We start from the raw sequence: 18,958 nt of genomic DNA on the forward strand, positions 1-18,958 counted from the left end.
GTGGCTTAGTTGCTCTTCACCGCATACTCCGGCTTCTTGTCGTTGCCCGGAATAAACGGGCTCCACGGCTGAGCACGGATCGGCCCTTCGGTCTGCCACACCACGTTGAACTGACCGTCCGCCTGAATCTCGCCGATCATCACTGGCTTGTGCAGGTGGTGGTTGGTCTTGTCCATGGTCAGCGTGTAACCGGACGGCGCCGAAAAAGTCTGCCCGGCCAAGGCTTCGCGGACTTTGTCGACGTCAGTGGACTTGGCCTTCTCAGCCGCTTGCGCCCACATGTGAATGCCCACGTACGTGGCTTCCATCGGGTCGTTGGTCACTGCTTTGTCGGCGCCCGGCAGGTTGTGTTTCTTGGCGTAGGCTTTCCAGTCGGCGACGAATTTCTTGTTCGCCGGATTCTCGACCGATTCGAAGTAATTCCACGCTGCGAGGTTGCCCACCAGCGGTTTGGTGTCGATGCCGCGCAGTTCTTCTTCGCCGACCGAGAACGCCACGACCGGAACGTCGGTGGCTTTCAAACCCTGGTTAGCCAGCTCTTTATAGAACGGCACGTTGGAGTCGCCATTGACGGTGGAGATGACCGCTGTCTTGCCACCGGCCGAGAATTTTTTGATGTTGGCCACGATGGTTTGGTAATCGCTATGACCGAACGGGGTGTAGACCTCTTCGATGTCCTTGTCCGCCACACCTTTGGAGTGCAGGAACGAGCGCAGGATCTTGTTGGTGGTGCGCGGGTAGACGTAGTCGGTGCCGAGCAGGAAGTAGCGCTTGGCGCTGCCGCCTTCTTCGCTCATCAGGTATTCAACGGCGGGAATCGCTTGCTGGTTCGGCGCGGCGCCGGTGTAGAACACGTTCGGCGACATCTCTTCGCCTTCGTATTGCACCGGGTAGAACAGCAGGCCGTTAAGCTCCTCGAACACCGGCAACACCGACTTGCGCGACACCGACGTCCAGCAACCGAACACCACCGCCACTTTGTCCTGGGTCAGCAACTGACGACCTTTTTCCGCGAACAGCGGCCAGTTCGACGCCGGGTCGACGACCACCGGTTCCAGCATTTTGCCGTTCACGCCGCCCTTGGCGTTGATCTCGTCGATGGTCATCAGCGCCATGTCTTTGAGCGACGTTTCGGAGATCGCCATGGTGCCGGACAACGAATGCAGAATACCGACCTTGATGGTCTCGGCGGCCTGGATGCTCCAGGTCATGCCCATCGCGGCAATCGATGCCGATAGTGTGAAAGCCTTGATCAAGCTGCGACGCTTCATTGTGCGATCTCCATGAACTTATGAGTTTTCTTGGTGGCAGATGCGGACTACTGAAGGGTCTTTAGCAAGGGCTGTGCCTGGTCGGGAAAAGGCAGGAAAATGTCGTGTTAGAGCGTTTGCGCGGTTTGAGCGGTGCACCATGAAGGGACGAGGGCGGGGCGGTGGTGCGGCGGTGTGCGTCATTGTGGTGCTGCCGCTTGGCGGCAGCGGTGATGCGGGGGATTCAGTTAACGCCCGGGAAGGCGTCGACGTACTCGATAGTGAAATCGGGGAAGGCGTCGACGATCTGAATCTTGTAATCGGGGAAGCTATCGACTGTTTTCCACTTGCCGGCTGAATCTGGAAAGGCGTCGACTTTCTTCACCTTCAGATCGGGGAACGAACTCACCACCTTCACCTTGTAGTCAGGGAAGCTGTCGACGAATTTGATCTTGCCGTAAATTCTTGAGACATCGACGGTGGTGTCGGCCGAGGCGGAGAAGGAACCGAGCAGCAACAGGAACACAAAAACAGCTTTCAACATGGGGCTCATCCTGAGAATGGTGATGTGCGCAGTCTAAGCAACGATCAACGGCGTCGCATCAGTCCGATGAAAAACAAGCCACCGATGGCGGCGGTGGCGACGCCGATCGGCAAGTCTTCCGGGGCAATCAAGGTGCGCGCGGCGACATCGACCCACACCAGAAACACACTGCCGAGCAACACGCACACCGGCAGCAATCGCCGATGCTCCGCCCCGACCAAACGCCGCGCAATGTGCGGCACCATCAGCCCGACAAATCCGATGGATCCGCTGATCGACACCAGCACCCCAGTCATCAACGAGGCAATCAAAAACACCCGCAACCGCACGGTACGAGCGTTGAGCCCGAGGGTCACGGCCGTCTGCTCGCCCGTCATCAACGCATTCAGTGGCCGAGCCATGCCCAGCAACAGCACCAACCCGAGCAACACGCTGGCCGCCGGCACCGCCAGCAATTCCCAACGTGCCAACCCAAGCCCGCCGAGCATCCAGAACATCACTGCGGAACTCGCGCGGTGATCGCCGAGAAACAGCAGCAGATTGGCGATCGCCATCATCACGAAGGACACCGCCACGCCGCACAACAGCAGCCGATCACTGTCCAGCCGCCCGTTGCGGTTGGCGATCATCAGCACGATCAGCATGCTCAGCAACGCGCCGATAAACGCCGCGATCGGCAAGGTCAGCAGGCCGACGATTTCACCGACGTGCAGCACCACGATCACGGCACCGAGGGTCGCGCCGGAGGTGACTCCAAGCAGGTGCGGATCGGCCAGCGGGTTGCGCGTCACCGCTTGCAACACTGCACCGATCAGCGCGAGCCCAGCGCCGACCAACGCACCCAACAGCATGCGCGGCACACGAATCAGCCAGACGATATGTTCCTGCCCGGCGGCCCAGTCCGGCACGCCGAAACCGAAAATCTTGTGCAACAGAATCCGCCACACCACGTCCACCGGCACCCGCGCCGGACCGAAGCCCAGCGACACCACGCACGACACCAGCAACAACACGCCGAGGGCAACCAGCAACAAGGCGTAGCGACGATTGATCATTCGCCGTGGAAACCCTTGGCCAGGGTTTCAACCGCCAGCACGTTGTCAATACCCGGCGTGGCCTGCACATACGGAATCACGATGAAGCGCTGATGCTTGATCGCATCCACCGATTGCAGCGCCTTGTTGTTGAGCAGGAATTGCTCTTTCTGTTCGGCGGTGACTTCGCCGTAGTCGACGATGACGATCACCTGCGGATTGCGCTCGACCACGTTCTCCCAGTTGACCCGGGTCCAACTCGCTTCGACGTCGTCGAGAATATTGCGCCCGCCAGCGGCATCGATCAGCGCTTGCGGCATACCGAGACGGCCGGAGGTCATGGCGCGGTCTTCACCGCTGTCATAGAGGAACACGCGAGGTTTGTCTGCCGGCAGATCCTTGCGCACTTCGGCGACTTGCGCCTGCATCCGGGCGATCAAGGCGTTGGCGCGATCCTGCACGTCAAAGATTTTGCCGAGGTTGCGCAGGTCGTTGTAGGTGTCTTCCAGACTGGCCGGCGGGCGCTTCATCACGAACGCGCAGGACTCGGTCAGCTCGTAGACATTGATGCCCAGCGGCTGCAACGTTTGCGGCGTCAGGTCACCGCCCACGCGCATGCCGTAATCCCAACCGGCGAAGAAGAAATCAACGTTGGCGTTGAGTAGGGTTTCCACCGACGGGTACTTGGCCGCCAGCTCTGGCAAGCCATCGAGGATGGTCTGCATCTGGGGCGTGACCGACTTCCAGCCAGTCACACCGCTATACCCGGCCATGCTGGGTTTCAGGCCGAGGGCGAGCATCATCTGGGTCATGTTGATGTCGTGGCTGACCGCGTGTTTCGGCGCTTGCTTGAAGGTCACCTCGCGGTTGCAGCTCTGCACGGTCAACGGGTAGTGAGTGGCCTCGGCAAATGCTTGGGCATTGCCCAGCAACAGAGCGGCGCAAAGCAGGGAGCGCAAAGTCATGGTTGGGTTATCCAGGTGATTCGTGGGTAGCCGTGCAAGGGATGTTCATCGATCAGCGCTTCGACGCCGAACACGTCGCGCAGCAGTGGGGCGGTCAGGACTTCTTTGGGTGTGCCGCTGGCGACGATGCGCCCGTGATTGATCACGTACAGCCGATCACAGAAAGCAGCCGCCAGGTTCAGGTCGTGAATGCTCGCCAGGGTACCGATCTTCAGGCGTTTGACCAGTTGCAGCAGTTCGAGCTGATAGCGCGGATCGAGGTGATTGGTCGGCTCGTCGAGGATCAGCATTTGCGGTTGCTGAGACAGGGCGCGAGCGAGGATCACGCGCTGTTTTTCACCGCCGGAGAGGGTGGCGAAGGCATGATCCTCGAAGCCTTTCAGTCCGACCGATTCCAGGGCCCGGGTGGCGAGGTTTCGGTCTTCGAGGGTGTCGCCGTCGAACAGACCTTTGTGCGGCGTACGACCCATGGCGACCACCTCAAAAACGGTCAGGCCGAAGGCGTCGGGGAACTCCTGTAGGACCACGGCGATGCGTTGCGCGGACCAGCGTGAGGATTGCTTCCAGACGTTGTGGTGGTCGAGCTTGACCTCGCCGCGCTCGGGTTTGCTGAAACGCCAGGCACAGCGCAGCAGGCTGGTTTTGCCGCTGCCGTTGGGGCCGATCAGACCGACGAACTCACCGGGGGACACGTGCAAGGTTGCATCGCGCAGTTGGAACTGGTGATGGCAATGGCCATGGCCCAGGGGTGTCCAGGCGAGGTTTGTGAGGTTCAGCGAGGTCATTGCGTGCTCGAAGTGCGGGGGTAGTTGCAGCGGGCCGACATTGTAAGGTCAACCGCGCTGCAACAGGCATCTCGCTGTATTCAGGATGAAGATGAGGCGGATTCAGATTGGCCACTCAAGCGCGACAGCAGCACCCGATCGAGCAGCCAAACCACCACCAGCGAAGCGCCCACCAACGGAAACGCCACCGCCAATGCAAACATGATGACCATCGCAGTTTTCCATTTCGGCAGGTCGTGGCGCAGCGGCGGAACACCGAATTTTCCTTGTGGGCGGCGCTTCCACCAGATCACCACGCCGCTGACGGCGCTGAGCAGAATCATCAGGCAGATCAGCAGCACGATGATCTGATTGAACACACCGAACATCTTGCCTTCGTGCAGCATCACGCCGATTTCCGTCGCGCGGGCGACGGTGCCGTATTGCTCGTAGCGCACGTCGGCGAGGACGTCGCCGGTGTACTGATCCACATGCAGCGTGGCGTCGTTGCGCGGGTCGTCGGCGAACACCGCGATGGTGAACACGCCAGTCGCCGTGGTCGGCAAGGTGATGCTGTAGCCCGGTTCGACCTGGCGTTGCGCAGCGATGTTCTGCACGTCCTGCAAGCTGATGGTCGGTGCGGCGGGGCCAGCTTGCGCGCCACCGTGGGCCATGTGTTCGGCATGGTCGCCGGACATCGGCATCGGTGTGTTTTCCATCGCCCAAGGCACGGTCTGGCGGGTAGCTGTGTTGAGGCTGCGGGCCTCCACATCGGATTTGGGCACGTCATCCCACATCGCTGCCGGAAAGACATTCCACACTTCGGCGTATTGCTTGCCCCAGAACCCGGTCCAGGTCATGCCGCTGAGCAGCATCACCAGCAGCAACGACGCGCCCCAGAACCCGGTCACCGCGTGCAGGTCACGCCAAAGCACGCGACCGCGACTGCTCAAGCGCGGCCACAGGATGCCCGCTGCCTGGCCACGCGGCCACCACAGAAAGACGCCGGAGACCACCAACACCACGGCCCAACCGGCGGCCAGTTCGATCAGTCGATCACCAACGGTGCCGATCATCAATTCGCCATGAATCGCTCGCGCAACGGCTTGCAGATTCTTTTTGGCGTCTTGCTCGCCGAGGACATCGCCGTGGTAGGGATCGACGAATACGTTGAGCTCGTTACCGCCATTGATCACGACAAATTGCGCGCTGCGCTCGGCGTTGACCGGTGGCAGATACTGCTTGATCGTGGCTTGTGGGTAAGCCTCTTTCACCCGCTTGAGCAGGTCATCGGCCGGGACTCTGTGATGCCCGGCCGGGACGTTCAGCAGGCTGCCGTACATCAGCGGATCGAGTTGCGGCTTGAACAGGTAAATGATGCCGGTCAGGGCCAGCATCACCATGAAAGGCGCGACGAACAGACCGGCATAGAAATGCCAACGCCAGGCCAGGTTGTAGAAATTCACTTTGGGCTGTTTCATCGGTTGTGCTCCGCTGGGCGAATCAATTATTTGTCGAAAGATCGCTGCGGCGATCTCTCGACTTTTCTTGTTAGAAACTCATGTCCACTTTGGTCCAGAGCGTGCGCCCCGGTTCTTTGATGGCTTGCGGGTCATTGGCCTGGTAGCCGAAACCGGCGTTGCCTGCCAGGTTCAAGTGCTCGGCGTAAGCCTTGCCGAACAGGTTGTCGACGCCGGTGCTGACCTTCCAGTGCTTGTCGATCCGGTACGCACCATTGAGCGAAAACACGCCAAACCCCGCGGTCTTGTCGAAGTCCTTGCCGACAACGTTGCCCTTGTTCTGGTCGATGCGGTTTTGCGCCGCGACCACGCGCCACAAGGCGCCGGCGCTCCAGTTGTCTTCGCTGTAGGTCAGGCCGAAACGTGCGTCCAGCGGCGGCATTTGTGGCAGTGCGTTGCCGTCGCTGCTGTTCTTGCCCCAGGCGTAGGCCAGGGTCGCGTCGGCTTTCCAGTTGCTGGTCAGCTTGTAGGCCGCACCCAATTCGCCGCCCATGATTCGCGCGTCGATGTTCTGTGCTTGCGAGGTCATGCCCATCATTGTTGGCGTGTAGTTGAACAGGATGTAGTCGCGCACCTGCCCGACGTAACCCGAGGCCCAGGCTTCGAGATCTTCGGTCTTGTATTGCAGGCCGAAGTCGAGCTGGGTGGTTTTTTCAGGCTTGATCGAGTCGAAGGCATTCACCGAGCCGGCGGGGCCGGACTTGGGTGAAAACAGCTCCCAGTAATCCGGGAAACGCTGGGTGTGACCGAGTCCGGCATATAGCGTGGTCGGACTGTCAGCCAGGTCATGTTCGTAACGGACGAAGCCGCTTGGCAGGGTGTCGGCACGGGTGTCGTCGGCGGTCGGGTTAGGGCGCGCCATCATCCCGGAGCCAGTGGTCTGCCGGAAATCCTTGGCCGAAGCACGGTCCAGTCGCGCGCCGGTAATCAGCCGGTCACGGTCGGCGGCGTACCAGGTCAATTCGCTGAACACGCCGTAGTTGTGGAAGTCGGCGTCCTTGTTGCGCGGCAATTCCTTGTAGACGTCGATGCCCATGGCGCTGCGCTGGCGATGTTCGCTGGTCTGCGCATCGATGCCGCCGATCAACTGCACATCGGCCCAGCGCCAGGTGGCTTTGATCCGTGCGCCGAGGGTTCGACGGTCGACGTTGGAGGCCATGGGACCTGCCATCATTCCGGTGCCGGACGGCGTGCGCAGGGTGTAGTTGTCCATCACGTGGTCGGCGTAGTTGTAGTAAACCTGCGCTTCGACCTTATCCAGCACATCGCCGATGTTCGACTGCTCGAACCGCAGGCCCAGGCTTTCGCGCTTGAACTGCGAGCCGTCCATGCCGCGCCCGGCGTAACGCGCTTCGCCATCGCCCTTGCCGGCGGTGAGTTCCAGCAGGGTGTCGGCGTCCGGGGTCCAGCCCACCGCGACGTCGCCATTCCACTTGTCGTAGCGCGACGGCACGGTGTCGTTGTTGCCGTCCTGGTAATCGTCGGCATGCGCGGTGTTGCCGATCACTCGCACGTAACCCAGCGGGCCACCAGCCGCGGCGTCCAGCACTTTGTCGAAGCGGCCGTTGGAGCCAGCCAGTACGCTGGCGTTCACTCGCGTGCCGAGTTCACCAAAGCTTTCCGGCTCACGGTCGAAGAGGATGGTCCCGGCCGACGCGCCCGGTCCCCAGAGCACGGTTTGCGGGCCTTTGATCACGGTCAGTTTGTCGTAGGTTTCCGGCGAGATGTACGAGGTCGGTGCGTCCATTCGGCCGGGGCAGGCGCCGAGCAACTGGCCGCCGTTGGTGAGGATGTTCAACCGCGAGCCGAACATGCCGCGCAGCACCGGGTCGCCGTTGGTGCCGCCATTGCGCACCAGGGCGAAGCCGGGAATGGTTTTCAGGTAATCGCCACCGTCGCTGGCCGGCACCGGTTGGCGCGGGTCCTTGGGATTGGTGACGATGGTCAGTGGCGAACTCGGCGCGATGGCGGTGATCACCGTCGGACTCAGTTCTTCGCTGTGACCGGCGTGTTCATCGGCCAGCACCATGGGTGTCAGCATTGCACCGCAAAGTAAGGCGGTGGCGTGCCTGAAACGAATACTGGATTCGTTCGGGGCAAAAGAAGCTTGGGCAGCGCTCAAGCGTGTGTCAGCAGAAAACCTGGACATGACAATTTCCATCGAACAGTCGTAAACGACACGGCCGGCAGCCTGTGGCTGTCTTCTAAACCGTGTGAGATCGGAGGTGGGTGTTTACGCGGCGATGGGTGGGGCGCGGGTGCGGGCGCCGGGGAAGAAGGTTTGCCGGGCGTGGCCCAGGCGAGGGGAAGGTGTGGTGAAAGTGGTGGCTGTTGGCGTGTCGTATGCGACGAAGGACTGGCCACCGGTCAGCGCCGGACAATTGAACAGCAGGCTGCAATAGCCGCATTTTTCCCAGAGCGCGTGATGTGAGGCTTTGGGCGGGCAGTGTTCGGCAGCGGGTTGTGCGTCGTGGTCCGCGTGCTCCATCGTCGACATGTCCATGATCATGTCCATCGACATGTTCATGGTCATCGATGAGGCGCGTTGATCCATCGGCATCGACTGAGAAATCAGCGGGCCGATAAAGATCATCAACATGGCGAACAGGCTGATCCAGCTGCCGCGCGTCAGGCTTAACGGCTGACGACGGTGTGCGGATGACCTGGCGCTAAGCGGGCGCATGGGCGTTTTCGCTCAGTCGCTTACTGGGCGTGGGCGTGTATCTGCACGCTTTCCGGCGGCTTCTTCTGCACTGAGATTTCGACCGTCACGTCGCCGGACTTTTCGAAGTGCATCGTCAGCGGGAAGCGTTTGCCGTCACTCAACAGGCTGCGGTCTTTCAGGTTTACCAGCATCACGTGGTAGGCCATCGGCGCAAAAGTGACTTCGCCGCCGGCCGGAATTTCAACGCTCGGTACTTGCTGCATTTTCATCAGATCGTTCTGCATCACATGCTCGTGCAGCTGGGCTTCGCCTGCAATCGGCGAGTCGACGTTGAGCAGTCGGTCGGCCGTTTTACCGCTGTTGTGAATCACGAAATACGCCGCGACTGTTGGCGCGTTTGGCGGCAACTCTTGCGACCACGGATGAGCGATCTCCAGCTCTCCGGCCTTGTATTCATGAGCATTGGCAAAACAGGCAGGCAGCAGCAACACAGCCAGGACGATGAGTTTGTTCAACATGGCAGTTCTCCAGAACGATTCAAAACGCAGGTCAATTGCGAGAAGGAATCACACCAGAGGGGACGCGCGGGGGTTGAGGCTCGGCCATTGCTGGCGCGGTGTCGGTGTATCGAGAGAGGCGTCAGGCAGGCTTCGATTGGCATCGAAACTCGCGAAATAGAGCTGCGGCATATGCCCCGGCAACGCCACCAGTGGCGCGGAACCTGAACAGCACCAGCAATGCTGCATGTTGGAGTGATCGTCACTCTGCGGGGCTTTCTGTTCGATATCGCCCAGGGAAATCGCCACCATCTTGGTGCCGCTGGACGAACAGAAACTGCCCCACAACAACTGCTCTGCGGGTGATTTCGCCGTCTGCGCCATCGCTCCCGTCATCGGCATGGCGAGCATGTTGAACAGCACTGCGAAGCAGGCGATCCAGGCAAATGCGAGCCGTTGTCGGGACATGGGAAAAATCCGGTTGGGTGGGCGATCAGGCGCGGCTATTTAGCCTGATCAGGGCCGATAAGTAAAAAAGCGGCGTGCGGTGTGGTGTCGCAGCGCCTGAGTTAATAGGTGGCGCATCCTATGAGCCATTTCTGGCTTGCCATTATGAAAGAGTGTAGCGACTTCGTTTCGCAATGCCTGAGCAAATTGTGGGTCACTTTGGATTCGTGCGCGGATGATGTGTTTGACGTCTCTGAACGCCAAACGAATGAAATCCCCGTCTCCCGAATCTTCCTCCTCACTGGCCTTGAGGTAATTCCACATATCGGCAGGTGTCAGGAGAAACTCGGCAATATCGAAACGAGTGAATTGTTCGGTCATTCGGCACTCCGAGCGCTACATTCTGGGACTCGGAATATAGGGACGGGGTTGCGACCTGACTAGTCAGCCGCGTTGGATGATGTTGTGGGTGAGGTCCGATAGATAGGTAGGGCGTTGCGCATTTTTTGTAGCAGCTGGCGAAGCCTGCGTTCGGCTGCGCAGCAGTCGTAAATCCTGCATCCACGATTAACCTGAAAGACCGAGATGTTTGATTTTACGACTGCTGCGCAGCCGAACGCAGGCTTCGCCAGCTGCTACAGGTTTTGTACTGATTCTGCTGTCAGGGCTGCCAACACGTCATTCACCGACCCAAACTCCCGATCAACTCCCGGCAACACCGGCCGCTGCAAAACTATCACCGGCACCCCACGCTCCCGTGCCACTTCCAGTTTCGGCTCAGTCGCCGTGCTGCCGCTGTTCTTGCTGATCAGTACATCAATCTGCCGACGCTCAAACAGCTGACGTTCATCCTCAATCAGAAACGGCCCACGCGCGCCGATGACTTCGCAGCGTTCGTTGCCGGGGTAAACGTCCAGGGCACGCAGGGTCCAGAATTGCTCTGGAGGGATTTCATGCAAATACTGCAACGGTTCGCGGCCGAGGGTGAACAGCGGTCGCCGGAACGGTTTCAGCGCTTCGATCAACTCGGCCCAGTCGCTGACATCTCGCCAGTCATCCCCGGTCTGTGGTTGCCAGGCCGGGCGCCTTAACGCCCAGCATGCAATGCCGCTCAACCGCGCAGCGGTGGCTGCGTTCTGGCTGATTTGTGCGGCGTAGGGGTGGGTTGCGTCCAGCAGCAGGTCGATCCCTTCATCCCGAATGAACTGCGCCAGCCCTTCGGCACCGCCGTAACCGCCAACGCGAACCTGGCAGGTCAGATCCGTCGGCACACGCCCCACGCCGGCCAGGCTATAGATGTGTTCTGGCCCGAGGGTCCGGGCGATGGCCAAGGCTTCCGTCACGCCGCCGAGCAGCAATATGCGCTTCATTGAAAAGCTCCCGCATGGCCGACAATCCCGCCTTGTCGATCAATGGCAAACACTTCGACCTGAACCTGCGCCGGCACCACGCTGCGAGCAAAGTCCAGGGCGTGCTGACACACCGCATCTCCGAGCGCGATACCCACAGCGCTGGCCATCGCCAAGGCTTGCTGGCTGGTATTGGCCTCGCGAATCCCTTGCTGCAACGCCTCATCGGCGCCAATCGCCGCCGCCCACTTGGCCAGTTGCGGCAGGTCGATGCTCGAGTGCCGGCTGTGTAAATCCATGTGCCCGGCCGCCAGTTTGCTGATCTTGCCGAAGCCGCCGCAGAGGCTGAGTTTATCCACCGGCACTTTGCGCAGATGTTTGAGCACGGCGCCGACGAAGTCGCCCATTTCGATCAGGGCGATTTCCGGCAGGTCGTAGACCCGGCGCATGGTGTCTTCACTGGCGTTGCCGGTGCATGCGGCGATGTGCAGGTAGCCGTTGGTTTTTGCCACATCGATGCCTTGATGAATCGAGGCAATGTAGGCCGCGCAGGAAAACGGTCGGACGATGCCGCTGGTGCCGAGGATCGACAAACCGCCGAGAATCCCCAGGCGCGGGTTCATGGTTTTCAAGGCCAGCGCTTCACCGCCCTCGACATTCACCGTGACCTCGAAACCGCCGCGGTAATCGAGTTCCTCGGCCAGCAGGGTCAAGTGGTCGGTGATCATCTTGCGCGGCACCGGGTTGATCGCGGGTTCGCCTACGCCCAGCACCAACCCCGGCCGGGTCACCGTGCCGACGCCGCGCCCGGCATTGAAGCGGATGCCCGGCGCCGTGTTCAGTCGCACCTGGGAATAGAGCAGCGCACCGTGGGTCACGTCCGGATCGTCGCCGGCGTCCTTGATGGTTCCGGCTTCGGCGCCATCATCCAGCAACCGGCAGAACTCCAGACGCATCTGTACCTGCTTGCCTTTGGGCAGGACGATGTCCACCGCGTCCGAATGCGTGCCTTCCAGCAACAATCGTGCAGCGGCCAGGCTGGTGGCGGTGGCGCAGCTGCCTGTCGTCAAACCGCTGCGCAGCGGTGCGGGTTGTTCGGCGGTTTCGTCACGCATCGAAAGGCTTCGTCACTTCCAGCAAGGTAATCGGCAACGCCTGACGCCATGTATCAAAGTCCCCCAGCTGTTGCGCTTGAGCGATATGAATGCGCGTCAGCTCACCGCCGTGCTGCTCGCGCCAGGCCATCAAGGTCATTTCACTTTGCAAGGTGACGGCGTTGGCGATCAGTCGGCCGCCGGGTTTGAGTGCGGCCCAGCACGTGTTGAGCACGCCCTCGCGGGTGACACCGCCACCGATGAAAATGGCGTCTGGATCCTCGAGCCCGGCCAAGGCCAGCGGTGCACTGCCGCGAATCAGCTGCAGGCCGGGAACACCGAGGGCATCTCGGTTGTGTTCGATCAACAGCTGTCGTCCTTCATCCGCCTCGATGGCCAGCGCCCGGCAACTGGGATGGGCGCGCATCCATTCGATGCCGATCGAGCCGCTGCCAGCGCCGACGTCCCACAAGAGTTCACCGGATATCGGAGCGAGGCGGGCGAGGGTGATTGCACGCACGTCGCGTTTGGTCAGTTGGCCGTCGTGCTTGAAGGCTGAGTCCGGCAGGCCGGCCAATCGGGAGAGGCGCTGCGTGTTGGGGTCAGAGATGCACTCGATGGCGATCAGATTCAGATCGGCGATCACAGGATCGTTCCAGTCATTGGCGACACCCTCGATGCGTCGTTCGGCGGCACCGCCCAGATGTTCCAGCACGGTGAGGCGACTCGACCCGAAACCGCGTTCACGCAACAGTGTCGCGATTGCAGCCGGGCTCCTGCCGTCGTTGCTCAACACCAGCAAGCGAACACCACTGAACAACTGCGCATTGAGTGCGGCGATGGGACGGGCAACCACCGAAAGCGTGACGACATCCTGCAACGGCCAGCCCATTCGCGCCGCCGCCAGCGAGCAAGAGGAGGGTGCCGGCAGTATCAGCATTTCATCGTTGGGCAATTTCCGGGCAAGGCTTGCGCCCACGCCAAAGAACATAGGATCGCCGCTGGCCAGCACGCAGACCGGTTCGCCGCGCAGCGCCAAAACCGGTTCAAGGGAGAAAGGGCTGGGCCACAACTGCCGCTCGCCACGGATGCACACCGGCAGCAAATCCAGTTGCCGCTGACCGCCAATGATCCGCGAAGCGCACAGCAGAGCGTGCCGGGCGTTTTTGCCCAGGCCCTTGAAGCCGTCTTCGCCGATGCCCACTACTGTCAGCCAGGAGGCCATGTTGTTCCTTAATCCAATGTTCATCGTCAAAGGCGACATGATAGCGCGGCTTCTGTCATCTGGCGCAGGCCTATGGCCGGGAAAGGGGACTTCGGGTTGCAGACACTTAATGTTGACGAAAAATTGTCTGTTGTAATGATGGTTTTGGTAGTTTTATTTTTGTTCAAGTTGCGCAATCTTATATGTATTAAATATTTGCCCCGTCGTTACTGTTGGCTGCGACACTATCAAGGATGAAAGAAACTTATATGGATAACGTGTTAGCTGAAAGTGTCATCGAACATGATGCGCTGATGATGAATAATGTGCTGCTGACCGGCATTGCCGGTCAGACTATCGCCGACAATGGTTTTGTCAAAAACTGTATTTATCTGGCCCAGCATGGCGCGGACAAAGTCGCAAAGAGCGAGACGCAGCCGGGGCTTTGGTTCGATCATTACGCCGGTATGTTTTGGTCAATGGATTGGAAACTTGCCGAGCCTGTCGAGTACATCAAGCCGCAGTTTTCGGGCAGTTTGAAACAGGCTTGGTTGGAAGTGGCACGTCCCTACCTCACGAGCGCTCAAATAGCACAGGTTGGAGCAGTACTTGGAAAACTGGAGAGTGACACCAGGTTGCTGGCGAAGATTGCGGGCTTAAGTGGGAAAATAGGCGGATTCAACATCGTACCGGTCAGTTATACACCCAACGGAGATCTGGAAATGGTGGTCAGTCATGTCAGGTTGATCAAGTTGGGCATCACTACACCTTATCTGTTCTGGACGATAGACCAAAGTCTGTCCCAATTGGATATCCGGATTCGGCGGTTGGAGATCAAGCGTCGAGACATGGACGCCATTCGACAAAGCGTGGAAGAAGCCACGCGAGCCCTTGCGCTCGAGTTCAGCGAGTACGAGCTCTAATCCACGCAGGCCGAAGCATTCTTTTGCTTGATTGATACTTCGGCAGCGTTTCCGACCGGCAGACTTTTCATGCGCTCGGGCAAAGCAGGCATAATGGCAGCCCTTCGCCCTTCACGTGCATCCAGTCAGCCGGCCACTCATTGAACGAACGCCCCCCGATGTCCACCGCTTTACGCCCCTCGGCCTGCCCGGGGTTGCTGCGTATCGTCCAGGCGCTGGATGGCGGTATCTGCCGGATCAAGTTGAATGGCGGTTCGATCAGAGCCTCCCAGGCCGAAGCGGTGGCCCACTCGGCCGAACGCTTTGCCGGTGGCGTGATCGAGGCGACTAACCGCGCCAACCTGCAGATTCGCGGGATCGGCAGTGAACATGGCGCCTTGATCGATGGCCTGATGGCTGCCGGGTTGGGCCCAAGCACTGCCGCTGGCGACGATGTGCGCAATCTGATGCTCAGCCCGAGCGCCGGGATTGATCAGCAGATGCTGTTCGATACGCGTCCGCTGGCTGAACAGATCCTCGCCACCTTGCAAAGCGATGAACGCTTCCACGACCTCAGCGCCAAGTTCGCCGTGCAACTGGATGGTGGCGAAGGCTTGGCGATGCTCGAACATCCCCATGACCTGTGGTTGTCCGCCACTGAACGAGACGGCGAACTGGTTTTTGCATTTGGCCTGGCAGGTTGCCCTGTGGATTCGCCTGCGGGCGCGGTGTCATTGGAGCAGGGCCACGCGCTGGTGGTCGCGGTGCTTGAATTGTTTCTCGACCTGGCGCGTCCCGATCAGACACGCATGCGGCATTTGCTCGCTGAATGCTCGCTCGACGATTTTCTCTCCCGTCTGGCCGAACGTGTGCCGTTGATGCCCATCGCGGGTTGGCAGCGCAAGGTAAGTCCGGGTGTCTTGCACATCGGCGTTCATCCACAGCGCGACGCCGAGCATGTGTATATCGGCGCGGTGCCGCCTCTGGGCCGTCTCAACCCCGCAATGCTCAGAGGCGCTGCACAGCTGGCTCGTGAACGGGGCGACGGCAGCCTGCGTTTCACGCCTTGGCAAAGCCTGTTGTTACCCGGTGTCCATGTCGACGATGCACCGCAAGTTATCCACAACCTTGAACAGCTCGGCCTGCGTTGCTCGGCCGACGATGCCTTGGCGCACCTGATCGCCTGCACCGGCTCGACGGGTTGCGGCAAAGGCCTGGCCGACACCAAGGGCGATGCCCGACAACTGGCGGCGCTGCTGCAACGTCACGGCCAGACACTGAACGTGCACCTGTCCGGCTGCCAGCGTTCCTGCGCTGCCGCACACATCGCTCCGGTGACTTTGCTGGCGGTTTCTCCCGGTCACTACGACCTCTATTTTCGCGATGCAGCGCAGCCGGGTTTCGGCGCGCTGCATGCACACAACCTTACTATTGAAGCGGTCGCAGCCTTGCTCGACGCCCGCTCACGGAGCCCCCTTGATGCTTGATTACATCCGCGACGGTCAGGAGATCTATCGCAACTCCTTCGCGATCATTCGTGCCGAGGCCAACCTCGAGCGTATTCCGGCCGACCTGGAAAAACTCGCGGTCCGTGTGATCCACGCCTGCGGCATGGTCGACGCCATCGATGGCCTGCAATTTTCCGAAGGCGCGGGCAAGGCCGGGCGCGATGCGTTGGCCGCCGGTGCGCCGATTCTGTGCGACGCGCGGATGGTCAGTGAAGGCGTGACCCGCACGCGTTTGCCTGCGAACAATCAGGTCATCTGCACCCTGCGCGATGAAAGCGTTCCTGATCTGGCCCGCGAGCTGGGCAACACCCGCTCCGCCGCCGCGCTGGAACTGTGGCGCCCGCACCTGGAAGGCAGCGTGGTGGTGATCGGCAACGCACCGACTGCACTGTTTTATCTGTTGGAAATGCTCGATGCCGGCGCACCGAAACCGGCGCTGATTCTCGGCTTCCCGGTAGGCTTCGTCGGCGCCGCCGAATCCAAGGCTATGCTTGCGGCAGACAGTCGCGGCGTGCCCTTCGTCATCATGCAAGGCCGCCTGGGCGGTAGTGCCATGGCCGCCGCCGCCGTCAATGCCCTCGCCACGGAGATCGAATGATGCAGCAACCTGGACGTTTGATCGGCCTGGGCGTCGGCCCCGGTGATCCGGAACTGATTACCGTCAAAGCCCTGCGCCTGCTGCGCGAATCGCCGGTGGTGGCGTACTTCGTCGCCAAGGGCAAAAAGGGCAACGCGTTCGGCATCATCGAGGCGCATTTGCAGGACGCGCAAACGCTGCTGCCGCTGGTGTATCCGGTGACCACCGAAGCGTTGCCGGCGCCGCTGTCGTACGAACAAGTCATCAGCGATTTCTACGATGCGGCCGGTGAAGAACTCGCCGCGCACCTGGACGCTGGCCGTGACGTGGCGGTGATCTGCGAAGGCGATCCGTTCTTCTACGGCTCCTACATGTACCTGCATGATCGTCTGGCTGAGCGCTATGAAGCCGAAGTCGTGCCGGGTGTTTGCTCGATGCTCGGCGGTGCCTCCGTATTGGGCGCGCCGCTGGTGTATCGCAATCAGAGTTTGTCGGTCCTGTCAGGCGTATTGCCTGCCGACGATCTCAAGCGTCGCCTGGCCGATGCCGATGCCGCCGTGATCATGAAGCTGGGGCGCAACTTTCCCAAGGTCCGTCAGGTGCTCGAAGAGCTCGGGCTGGCGGAGCGTGCGCTGTACGTTGAGCGCGCAACCATGGCCAACCAGAAAATCGTCCCGCTGGATCAGGTCGAGCCGATGTCTTCGCCATACTTCTCGCTGATCATTGTGCCCGGCGAACGGTGGCAAGGCTGATGGCCCGTCCAGTTCCGGCGATTGTCATTCTGGGCAATGGCAGCCTCGCGACCGCGCGCAAGATTGCGCAGCTATACCCTGGCGCATTGATCCATGGTCTGGCCGAACGGGTGGAAGGCGCGGACCGCGTCTATCACGAATTCGGCGCCACTTTGCGTGAGTTCTATCAGCACGACACGCCGATTATCGCCTTGTGTGCGGCCGGCATTGTGATCCGCACCCTGGCGCCGCTACTGCTGGAAAAAGGCGCCGAACCGCCAGTGCTGGCCGTGGCTGAAGACGGCAGCGCCGTGGTGCCGCTGCTCGGTGGCCTAGGTGGCGTGAACGTCATGGCACGCGAGATTGCCGCCGGTCTCGAGGTGGCTGCGGCGATCACCACCAGCGGTGAATTGCGCTTCGGCACCTGCCTGCTCAATCCACCCAGCGGTTACGCCCTCGGCGATCTGGAACTGGGCAAGCGCTTCGTCTCGGATTTGCTCGCCGGCCAAAGCGTACGCGTCGAAGGGGCTGCGCCGTGGCTGGCGCAGGCGCAGTTGCCGCAAGATCCTCAAGCGCATCTGTCGATTCATGTCGGCCATGCCGAGCGGACACCGACAGCCAATGAATTGATGATTTACCCGCGCAATGTGTTGGTGGCGGTGAGCGGCGAGGGAACGGATCTGCCAGGCGCGATTCGCACGGCCCTGCATCAAGCGAAAATCGCCGTGCAATCGGTGGCGTGCCTGTTGGCCAGCGATCTGAACATGGCCAGCACGACATTGCGCGAAGCGGCACTTGAACTGGGTGTGCCTCTGCGGTTTGCGTCGGTCAGCGGCGGCGTTAGCGAGTTGTCCCGCCACACCGTGCCGAACGCTACCATCGTGTCAGCGGATACCGGCATTGCCATCGCGGTGGCTACTCAGCCGCTGGACGCTGCGCAGATCGGCCGTGCACGCGGTCGTCTGGCGGTGATCGGCCTGGGTCCTGGCGCCGCCGAACTGATGGTGCCAGCGGTCAAGGCCGAACTGGCCAGGGCCACCGACGTACTCGGCTACGAAACCTACGTGCGCATGGCCGGGCCGTTCCGTGAAGACCAGGTGCTGCATTGCACCGACAACCGCGAAGAAATGCAGCGTGCCCGTCACGCCTTCGAGCTGGCGGCGCAAGGCCGTTCGGTGATTGTGGTTTCGTCCGGTGACCCCGGCGTGTTCGCCATGGCGGCGGCGGTGCTTGAAGCGTTGCATGAGTCGAGCGAGCCGAGCTGGCACAGCGTCGATCTGGAAATCCTTCCGGGTGTTTCCGCGTCACTGGCGACGGCTGCTCAAGCAGGCGCGCCCTTGGGCCATGACTTCTGCGTGATGTCCCTGTCGGACAACCTCAAGCCCTGGGCGATCATCGAGAAGCGTCTGGACCTGGCCGCCGAAGCTGATCTGGCGCTGGCGTTCTACAACCCGATCTCCCGCGCGCGGCCGTGGCAATTGGGTCAGGCGCTGGAAATCGTCGGCCGGCATCGCACACCGGAAACAGTGGTTGTGCTGGGCCGCGACATTGGCCGTCCTGGTCAGACGCTACGGGTTACCACGCTCGGCGAACTGACCCCCGACCAGGTCGATATGCGCACCATGGTGCTGATCGGTTCGTCCACCACCTGCGTGTTCCCTCGTGCCGAGGGGGGCGAGTGGGTGTATACGCCTCGTTGGTACGGCGAAAAACCGACCAGTTAAGCCATGGCGGTCAGTTCTGCTGGCCGCCACTGCCCCTCGACCGCGTAAGATTTTTCACTGAAAGACACCGGAAACACGCTCGTATTGACGTCGTAAATCGGCGGCGCGAGTGTTGAACTGTCGTGCCTGCGCATAAGTTTTTTTACTTCCGCTGTTTTCATGTTCTGAAACAGTCGTTAGAGG

At 60.9% G+C, this 18,958-nt stretch carries 19 protein-coding genes; 5 read left to right on the forward strand and 14 right to left on the reverse strand.

What is annotated here, in order from left to right:
- Positions 1-5: 5 nt before the first annotated feature.
- The 14 genes from urtA to cbiE all read right to left on the reverse strand — a co-directional run bounded on the left by urtA (position 6) and on the right by cbiE (position 13,354).
- Positions 6-1,271, reverse strand: coding sequence for an urea ABC transporter substrate-binding protein (urtA, locus tag ACMXYI_RS09835; protein WP_415773067.1), 1,266 nt, complete (start codon positions 1,269-1,271; stop codon positions 6-8).
- A 223-nt stretch (positions 1,272-1,494) separates the two neighbouring features.
- Positions 1,495-1,794, reverse strand: a complete 300-nt coding sequence (locus ACMXYI_RS09840; protein WP_415773068.1) for a hypothetical protein — start codon at positions 1,792-1,794, stop codon at positions 1,495-1,497.
- Between the two features lie 44 nt (positions 1,795-1,838).
- Positions 1,839-2,849 (reverse strand): FecCD family ABC transporter permease, encoded by a 1,011-nt coding sequence (locus ACMXYI_RS09845; protein WP_415773069.1) that lies wholly within the window; start codon positions 2,847-2,849, stop codon positions 1,839-1,841.
- Positions 2,846-3,793, reverse strand: a complete 948-nt coding sequence (locus ACMXYI_RS09850; protein ID WP_415773070.1) for an ABC transporter substrate-binding protein — start codon at positions 3,791-3,793, stop codon at positions 2,846-2,848. Before ACMXYI_RS09850 ends, ACMXYI_RS09845 begins: the two co-directional genes overlap by 4 nt.
- Positions 3,790-4,578 (reverse strand): ABC transporter ATP-binding protein, encoded by a 789-nt coding sequence (locus ACMXYI_RS09855; protein WP_415773071.1) that lies wholly within the window; start codon positions 4,576-4,578, stop codon positions 3,790-3,792. The genes ACMXYI_RS09850 and ACMXYI_RS09855 overlap by 4 nt, the downstream gene beginning before the upstream one ends.
- A gap of 80 nt (positions 4,579-4,658) precedes the next feature.
- Complete coding sequence (locus ACMXYI_RS09860) at positions 4,659-6,038, reverse strand: PepSY-associated TM helix domain-containing protein (protein WP_415773072.1); 1,380 nt, start codon at positions 6,036-6,038, stop codon at positions 4,659-4,661.
- 70 nt (positions 6,039-6,108) lie between these two features.
- Positions 6,109-8,226, reverse strand: coding sequence for a TonB-dependent copper receptor (locus tag ACMXYI_RS09865; protein ID WP_415773073.1), 2,118 nt, complete (start codon positions 8,224-8,226; stop codon positions 6,109-6,111).
- A gap of 84 nt (positions 8,227-8,310) precedes the next feature.
- Positions 8,311-8,760, reverse strand: a complete 450-nt coding sequence (locus ACMXYI_RS09870; protein WP_415773074.1) for a DUF2946 domain-containing protein — start codon at positions 8,758-8,760, stop codon at positions 8,311-8,313.
- A 20-nt stretch (positions 8,761-8,780) separates the two neighbouring features.
- Entirely contained in the window at positions 8,781-9,260 is a 480-nt protein-coding gene (locus ACMXYI_RS09875) for a copper chaperone PCu(A)C (protein ID WP_415773075.1), read from the reverse strand.
- A 48-nt stretch (positions 9,261-9,308) separates the two neighbouring features.
- On the reverse strand, positions 9,309-9,707 hold the full coding sequence (locus ACMXYI_RS09880) for a DUF2946 domain-containing protein (protein WP_415773076.1): 399 nt from the start codon (positions 9,705-9,707) through the stop codon (positions 9,309-9,311).
- A 48-nt stretch (positions 9,708-9,755) separates the two neighbouring features.
- On the reverse strand, positions 9,756-10,067 hold the full coding sequence (locus ACMXYI_RS09885; RefSeq protein ID WP_415773077.1) for a hypothetical protein: 312 nt from the start codon (positions 10,065-10,067) through the stop codon (positions 9,756-9,758).
- 254 nt (positions 10,068-10,321) lie between these two features.
- The gene (locus tag ACMXYI_RS09890) at positions 10,322-11,056 is read right to left on the reverse strand and encodes a cobalt-precorrin-6A reductase (RefSeq protein ID WP_415773078.1); all 735 of its coding nucleotides are present in this window, start codon (positions 11,054-11,056) and stop codon (positions 10,322-10,324) included.
- Positions 11,053-12,150: a cobalt-precorrin-5B (C(1))-methyltransferase gene (locus ACMXYI_RS09895; protein WP_415773079.1), complete on the reverse strand. Its 1,098-nt coding sequence runs from the start codon at positions 12,148-12,150 to the stop codon at positions 11,053-11,055. The genes ACMXYI_RS09890 and ACMXYI_RS09895 overlap by 4 nt, the downstream gene beginning before the upstream one ends.
- Positions 12,143-13,354, reverse strand: a complete 1,212-nt coding sequence (gene cbiE, locus ACMXYI_RS09900) for a precorrin-6y C5,15-methyltransferase (decarboxylating) subunit CbiE (protein ID WP_415773080.1) — start codon at positions 13,352-13,354, stop codon at positions 12,143-12,145. The genes ACMXYI_RS09895 and cbiE overlap by 8 nt, the downstream gene beginning before the upstream one ends.
- 248 nt (positions 13,355-13,602) lie before the next feature.
- Between cbiE and ACMXYI_RS09905 the strand changes: the two genes are divergently transcribed.
- The 5 genes from ACMXYI_RS09905 to cobJ all read left to right on the forward strand — a co-directional run bounded on the left by ACMXYI_RS09905 (position 13,603) and on the right by cobJ (position 18,775).
- Entirely contained in the window at positions 13,603-14,256 is a 654-nt protein-coding gene (locus ACMXYI_RS09905) for a hypothetical protein (RefSeq protein WP_415773081.1), read from the forward strand.
- 158 nt (positions 14,257-14,414) lie between these two features.
- On the forward strand, positions 14,415-15,722 hold the full coding sequence (cobG, locus tag ACMXYI_RS09910; RefSeq protein WP_415773082.1) for a precorrin-3B synthase: 1,308 nt from the start codon (positions 14,415-14,417) through the stop codon (positions 15,720-15,722).
- Positions 15,715-16,341, forward strand: a complete 627-nt coding sequence (locus ACMXYI_RS09915; RefSeq protein WP_415773083.1) for a precorrin-8X methylmutase — start codon at positions 15,715-15,717, stop codon at positions 16,339-16,341. Before cobG ends, ACMXYI_RS09915 begins: the two co-directional genes overlap by 8 nt.
- Complete coding sequence (locus tag ACMXYI_RS09920; protein WP_033053597.1) at positions 16,341-17,072, forward strand: precorrin-2 C(20)-methyltransferase; 732 nt, start codon at positions 16,341-16,343, stop codon at positions 17,070-17,072. The genes ACMXYI_RS09915 and ACMXYI_RS09920 overlap by 1 nt, the downstream gene beginning before the upstream one ends.
- Positions 17,072-18,775: a precorrin-3B C(17)-methyltransferase gene (cobJ, locus tag ACMXYI_RS09925; RefSeq protein ID WP_415773084.1), complete on the forward strand. Its 1,704-nt coding sequence runs from the start codon at positions 17,072-17,074 to the stop codon at positions 18,773-18,775. Before ACMXYI_RS09920 ends, cobJ begins: the two co-directional genes overlap by 1 nt.
- Positions 18,776-18,958: the final 183 nt, after the last annotated feature.

It is taken from the genome of Pseudomonas lyxosi, from assembly GCF_047758685.1.
Lineage (GTDB): Bacteria > Pseudomonadota > Gammaproteobacteria > Pseudomonadales > Pseudomonadaceae > Aquipseudomonas > Aquipseudomonas lyxosi.

Bases quoted from the DNA above. Each gene is read 5' to 3' on its own strand.
- urtA (WP_415773067.1), bottom strand. From the start codon at position 1,271: ATGAAGCGTCGCAGCTTGATCAAGGCTTTCACACTATCGGCATCGATT.
- ACMXYI_RS09840 (WP_415773068.1), bottom strand. From the start codon at position 1,794: ATGTTGAAAGCTGTTTTTGTGTTCCTGTTGCTGCTCGGTTCCTTCTCC.
- ACMXYI_RS09845 (WP_415773069.1), bottom strand. From the start codon at position 2,849: ATGATCAATCGTCGCTACGCCTTGTTGCTGGTTGCCCTCGGCGTGTTG.
- ACMXYI_RS09850 (WP_415773070.1), bottom strand. From the start codon at position 3,793: ATGACTTTGCGCTCCCTGCTTTGCGCCGCTCTGTTGCTGGGCAATGCC.
- ACMXYI_RS09855 (WP_415773071.1), bottom strand. From the start codon at position 4,578: ATGACCTCGCTGAACCTCACAAACCTCGCCTGGACACCCCTGGGCCAT.
- ACMXYI_RS09860 (WP_415773072.1), bottom strand. From the start codon at position 6,038: ATGAAACAGCCCAAAGTGAATTTCTACAACCTGGCCTGGCGTTGGCAT.
- ACMXYI_RS09865 (WP_415773073.1), bottom strand. From the start codon at position 8,226: ATGTCCAGGTTTTCTGCTGACACACGCTTGAGCGCTGCCCAAGCTTCT.
- ACMXYI_RS09870 (WP_415773074.1), bottom strand. From the start codon at position 8,760: ATGCGCCCGCTTAGCGCCAGGTCATCCGCACACCGTCGTCAGCCGTTA.
- ACMXYI_RS09875 (WP_415773075.1), bottom strand. From the start codon at position 9,260: ATGTTGAACAAACTCATCGTCCTGGCTGTGTTGCTGCTGCCTGCCTGT.
- ACMXYI_RS09880 (WP_415773076.1), bottom strand. From the start codon at position 9,707: ATGTCCCGACAACGGCTCGCATTTGCCTGGATCGCCTGCTTCGCAGTG.
- ACMXYI_RS09885 (WP_415773077.1), bottom strand. From the start codon at position 10,067: ATGACCGAACAATTCACTCGTTTCGATATTGCCGAGTTTCTCCTGACA.
- ACMXYI_RS09890 (WP_415773078.1), bottom strand. From the start codon at position 11,056: ATGAAGCGCATATTGCTGCTCGGCGGCGTGACGGAAGCCTTGGCCATC.
- ACMXYI_RS09895 (WP_415773079.1), bottom strand. From the start codon at position 12,150: ATGCGTGACGAAACCGCCGAACAACCCGCACCGCTGCGCAGCGGTTTG.
- cbiE (WP_415773080.1), bottom strand. From the start codon at position 13,354: ATGGCCTCCTGGCTGACAGTAGTGGGCATCGGCGAAGACGGCTTCAAG.
- ACMXYI_RS09905 (WP_415773081.1), top strand. From the start codon at position 13,603: ATGGATAACGTGTTAGCTGAAAGTGTCATCGAACATGATGCGCTGATG.
- cobG (WP_415773082.1), top strand. From the start codon at position 14,415: ATGTCCACCGCTTTACGCCCCTCGGCCTGCCCGGGGTTGCTGCGTATC.
- ACMXYI_RS09915 (WP_415773083.1), top strand. From the start codon at position 15,715: ATGCTTGATTACATCCGCGACGGTCAGGAGATCTATCGCAACTCCTTC.
- ACMXYI_RS09920 (WP_033053597.1), top strand. From the start codon at position 16,341: ATGCAGCAACCTGGACGTTTGATCGGCCTGGGCGTCGGCCCCGGTGAT.
- cobJ (WP_415773084.1), top strand. From the start codon at position 17,072: ATGGCCCGTCCAGTTCCGGCGATTGTCATTCTGGGCAATGGCAGCCTC.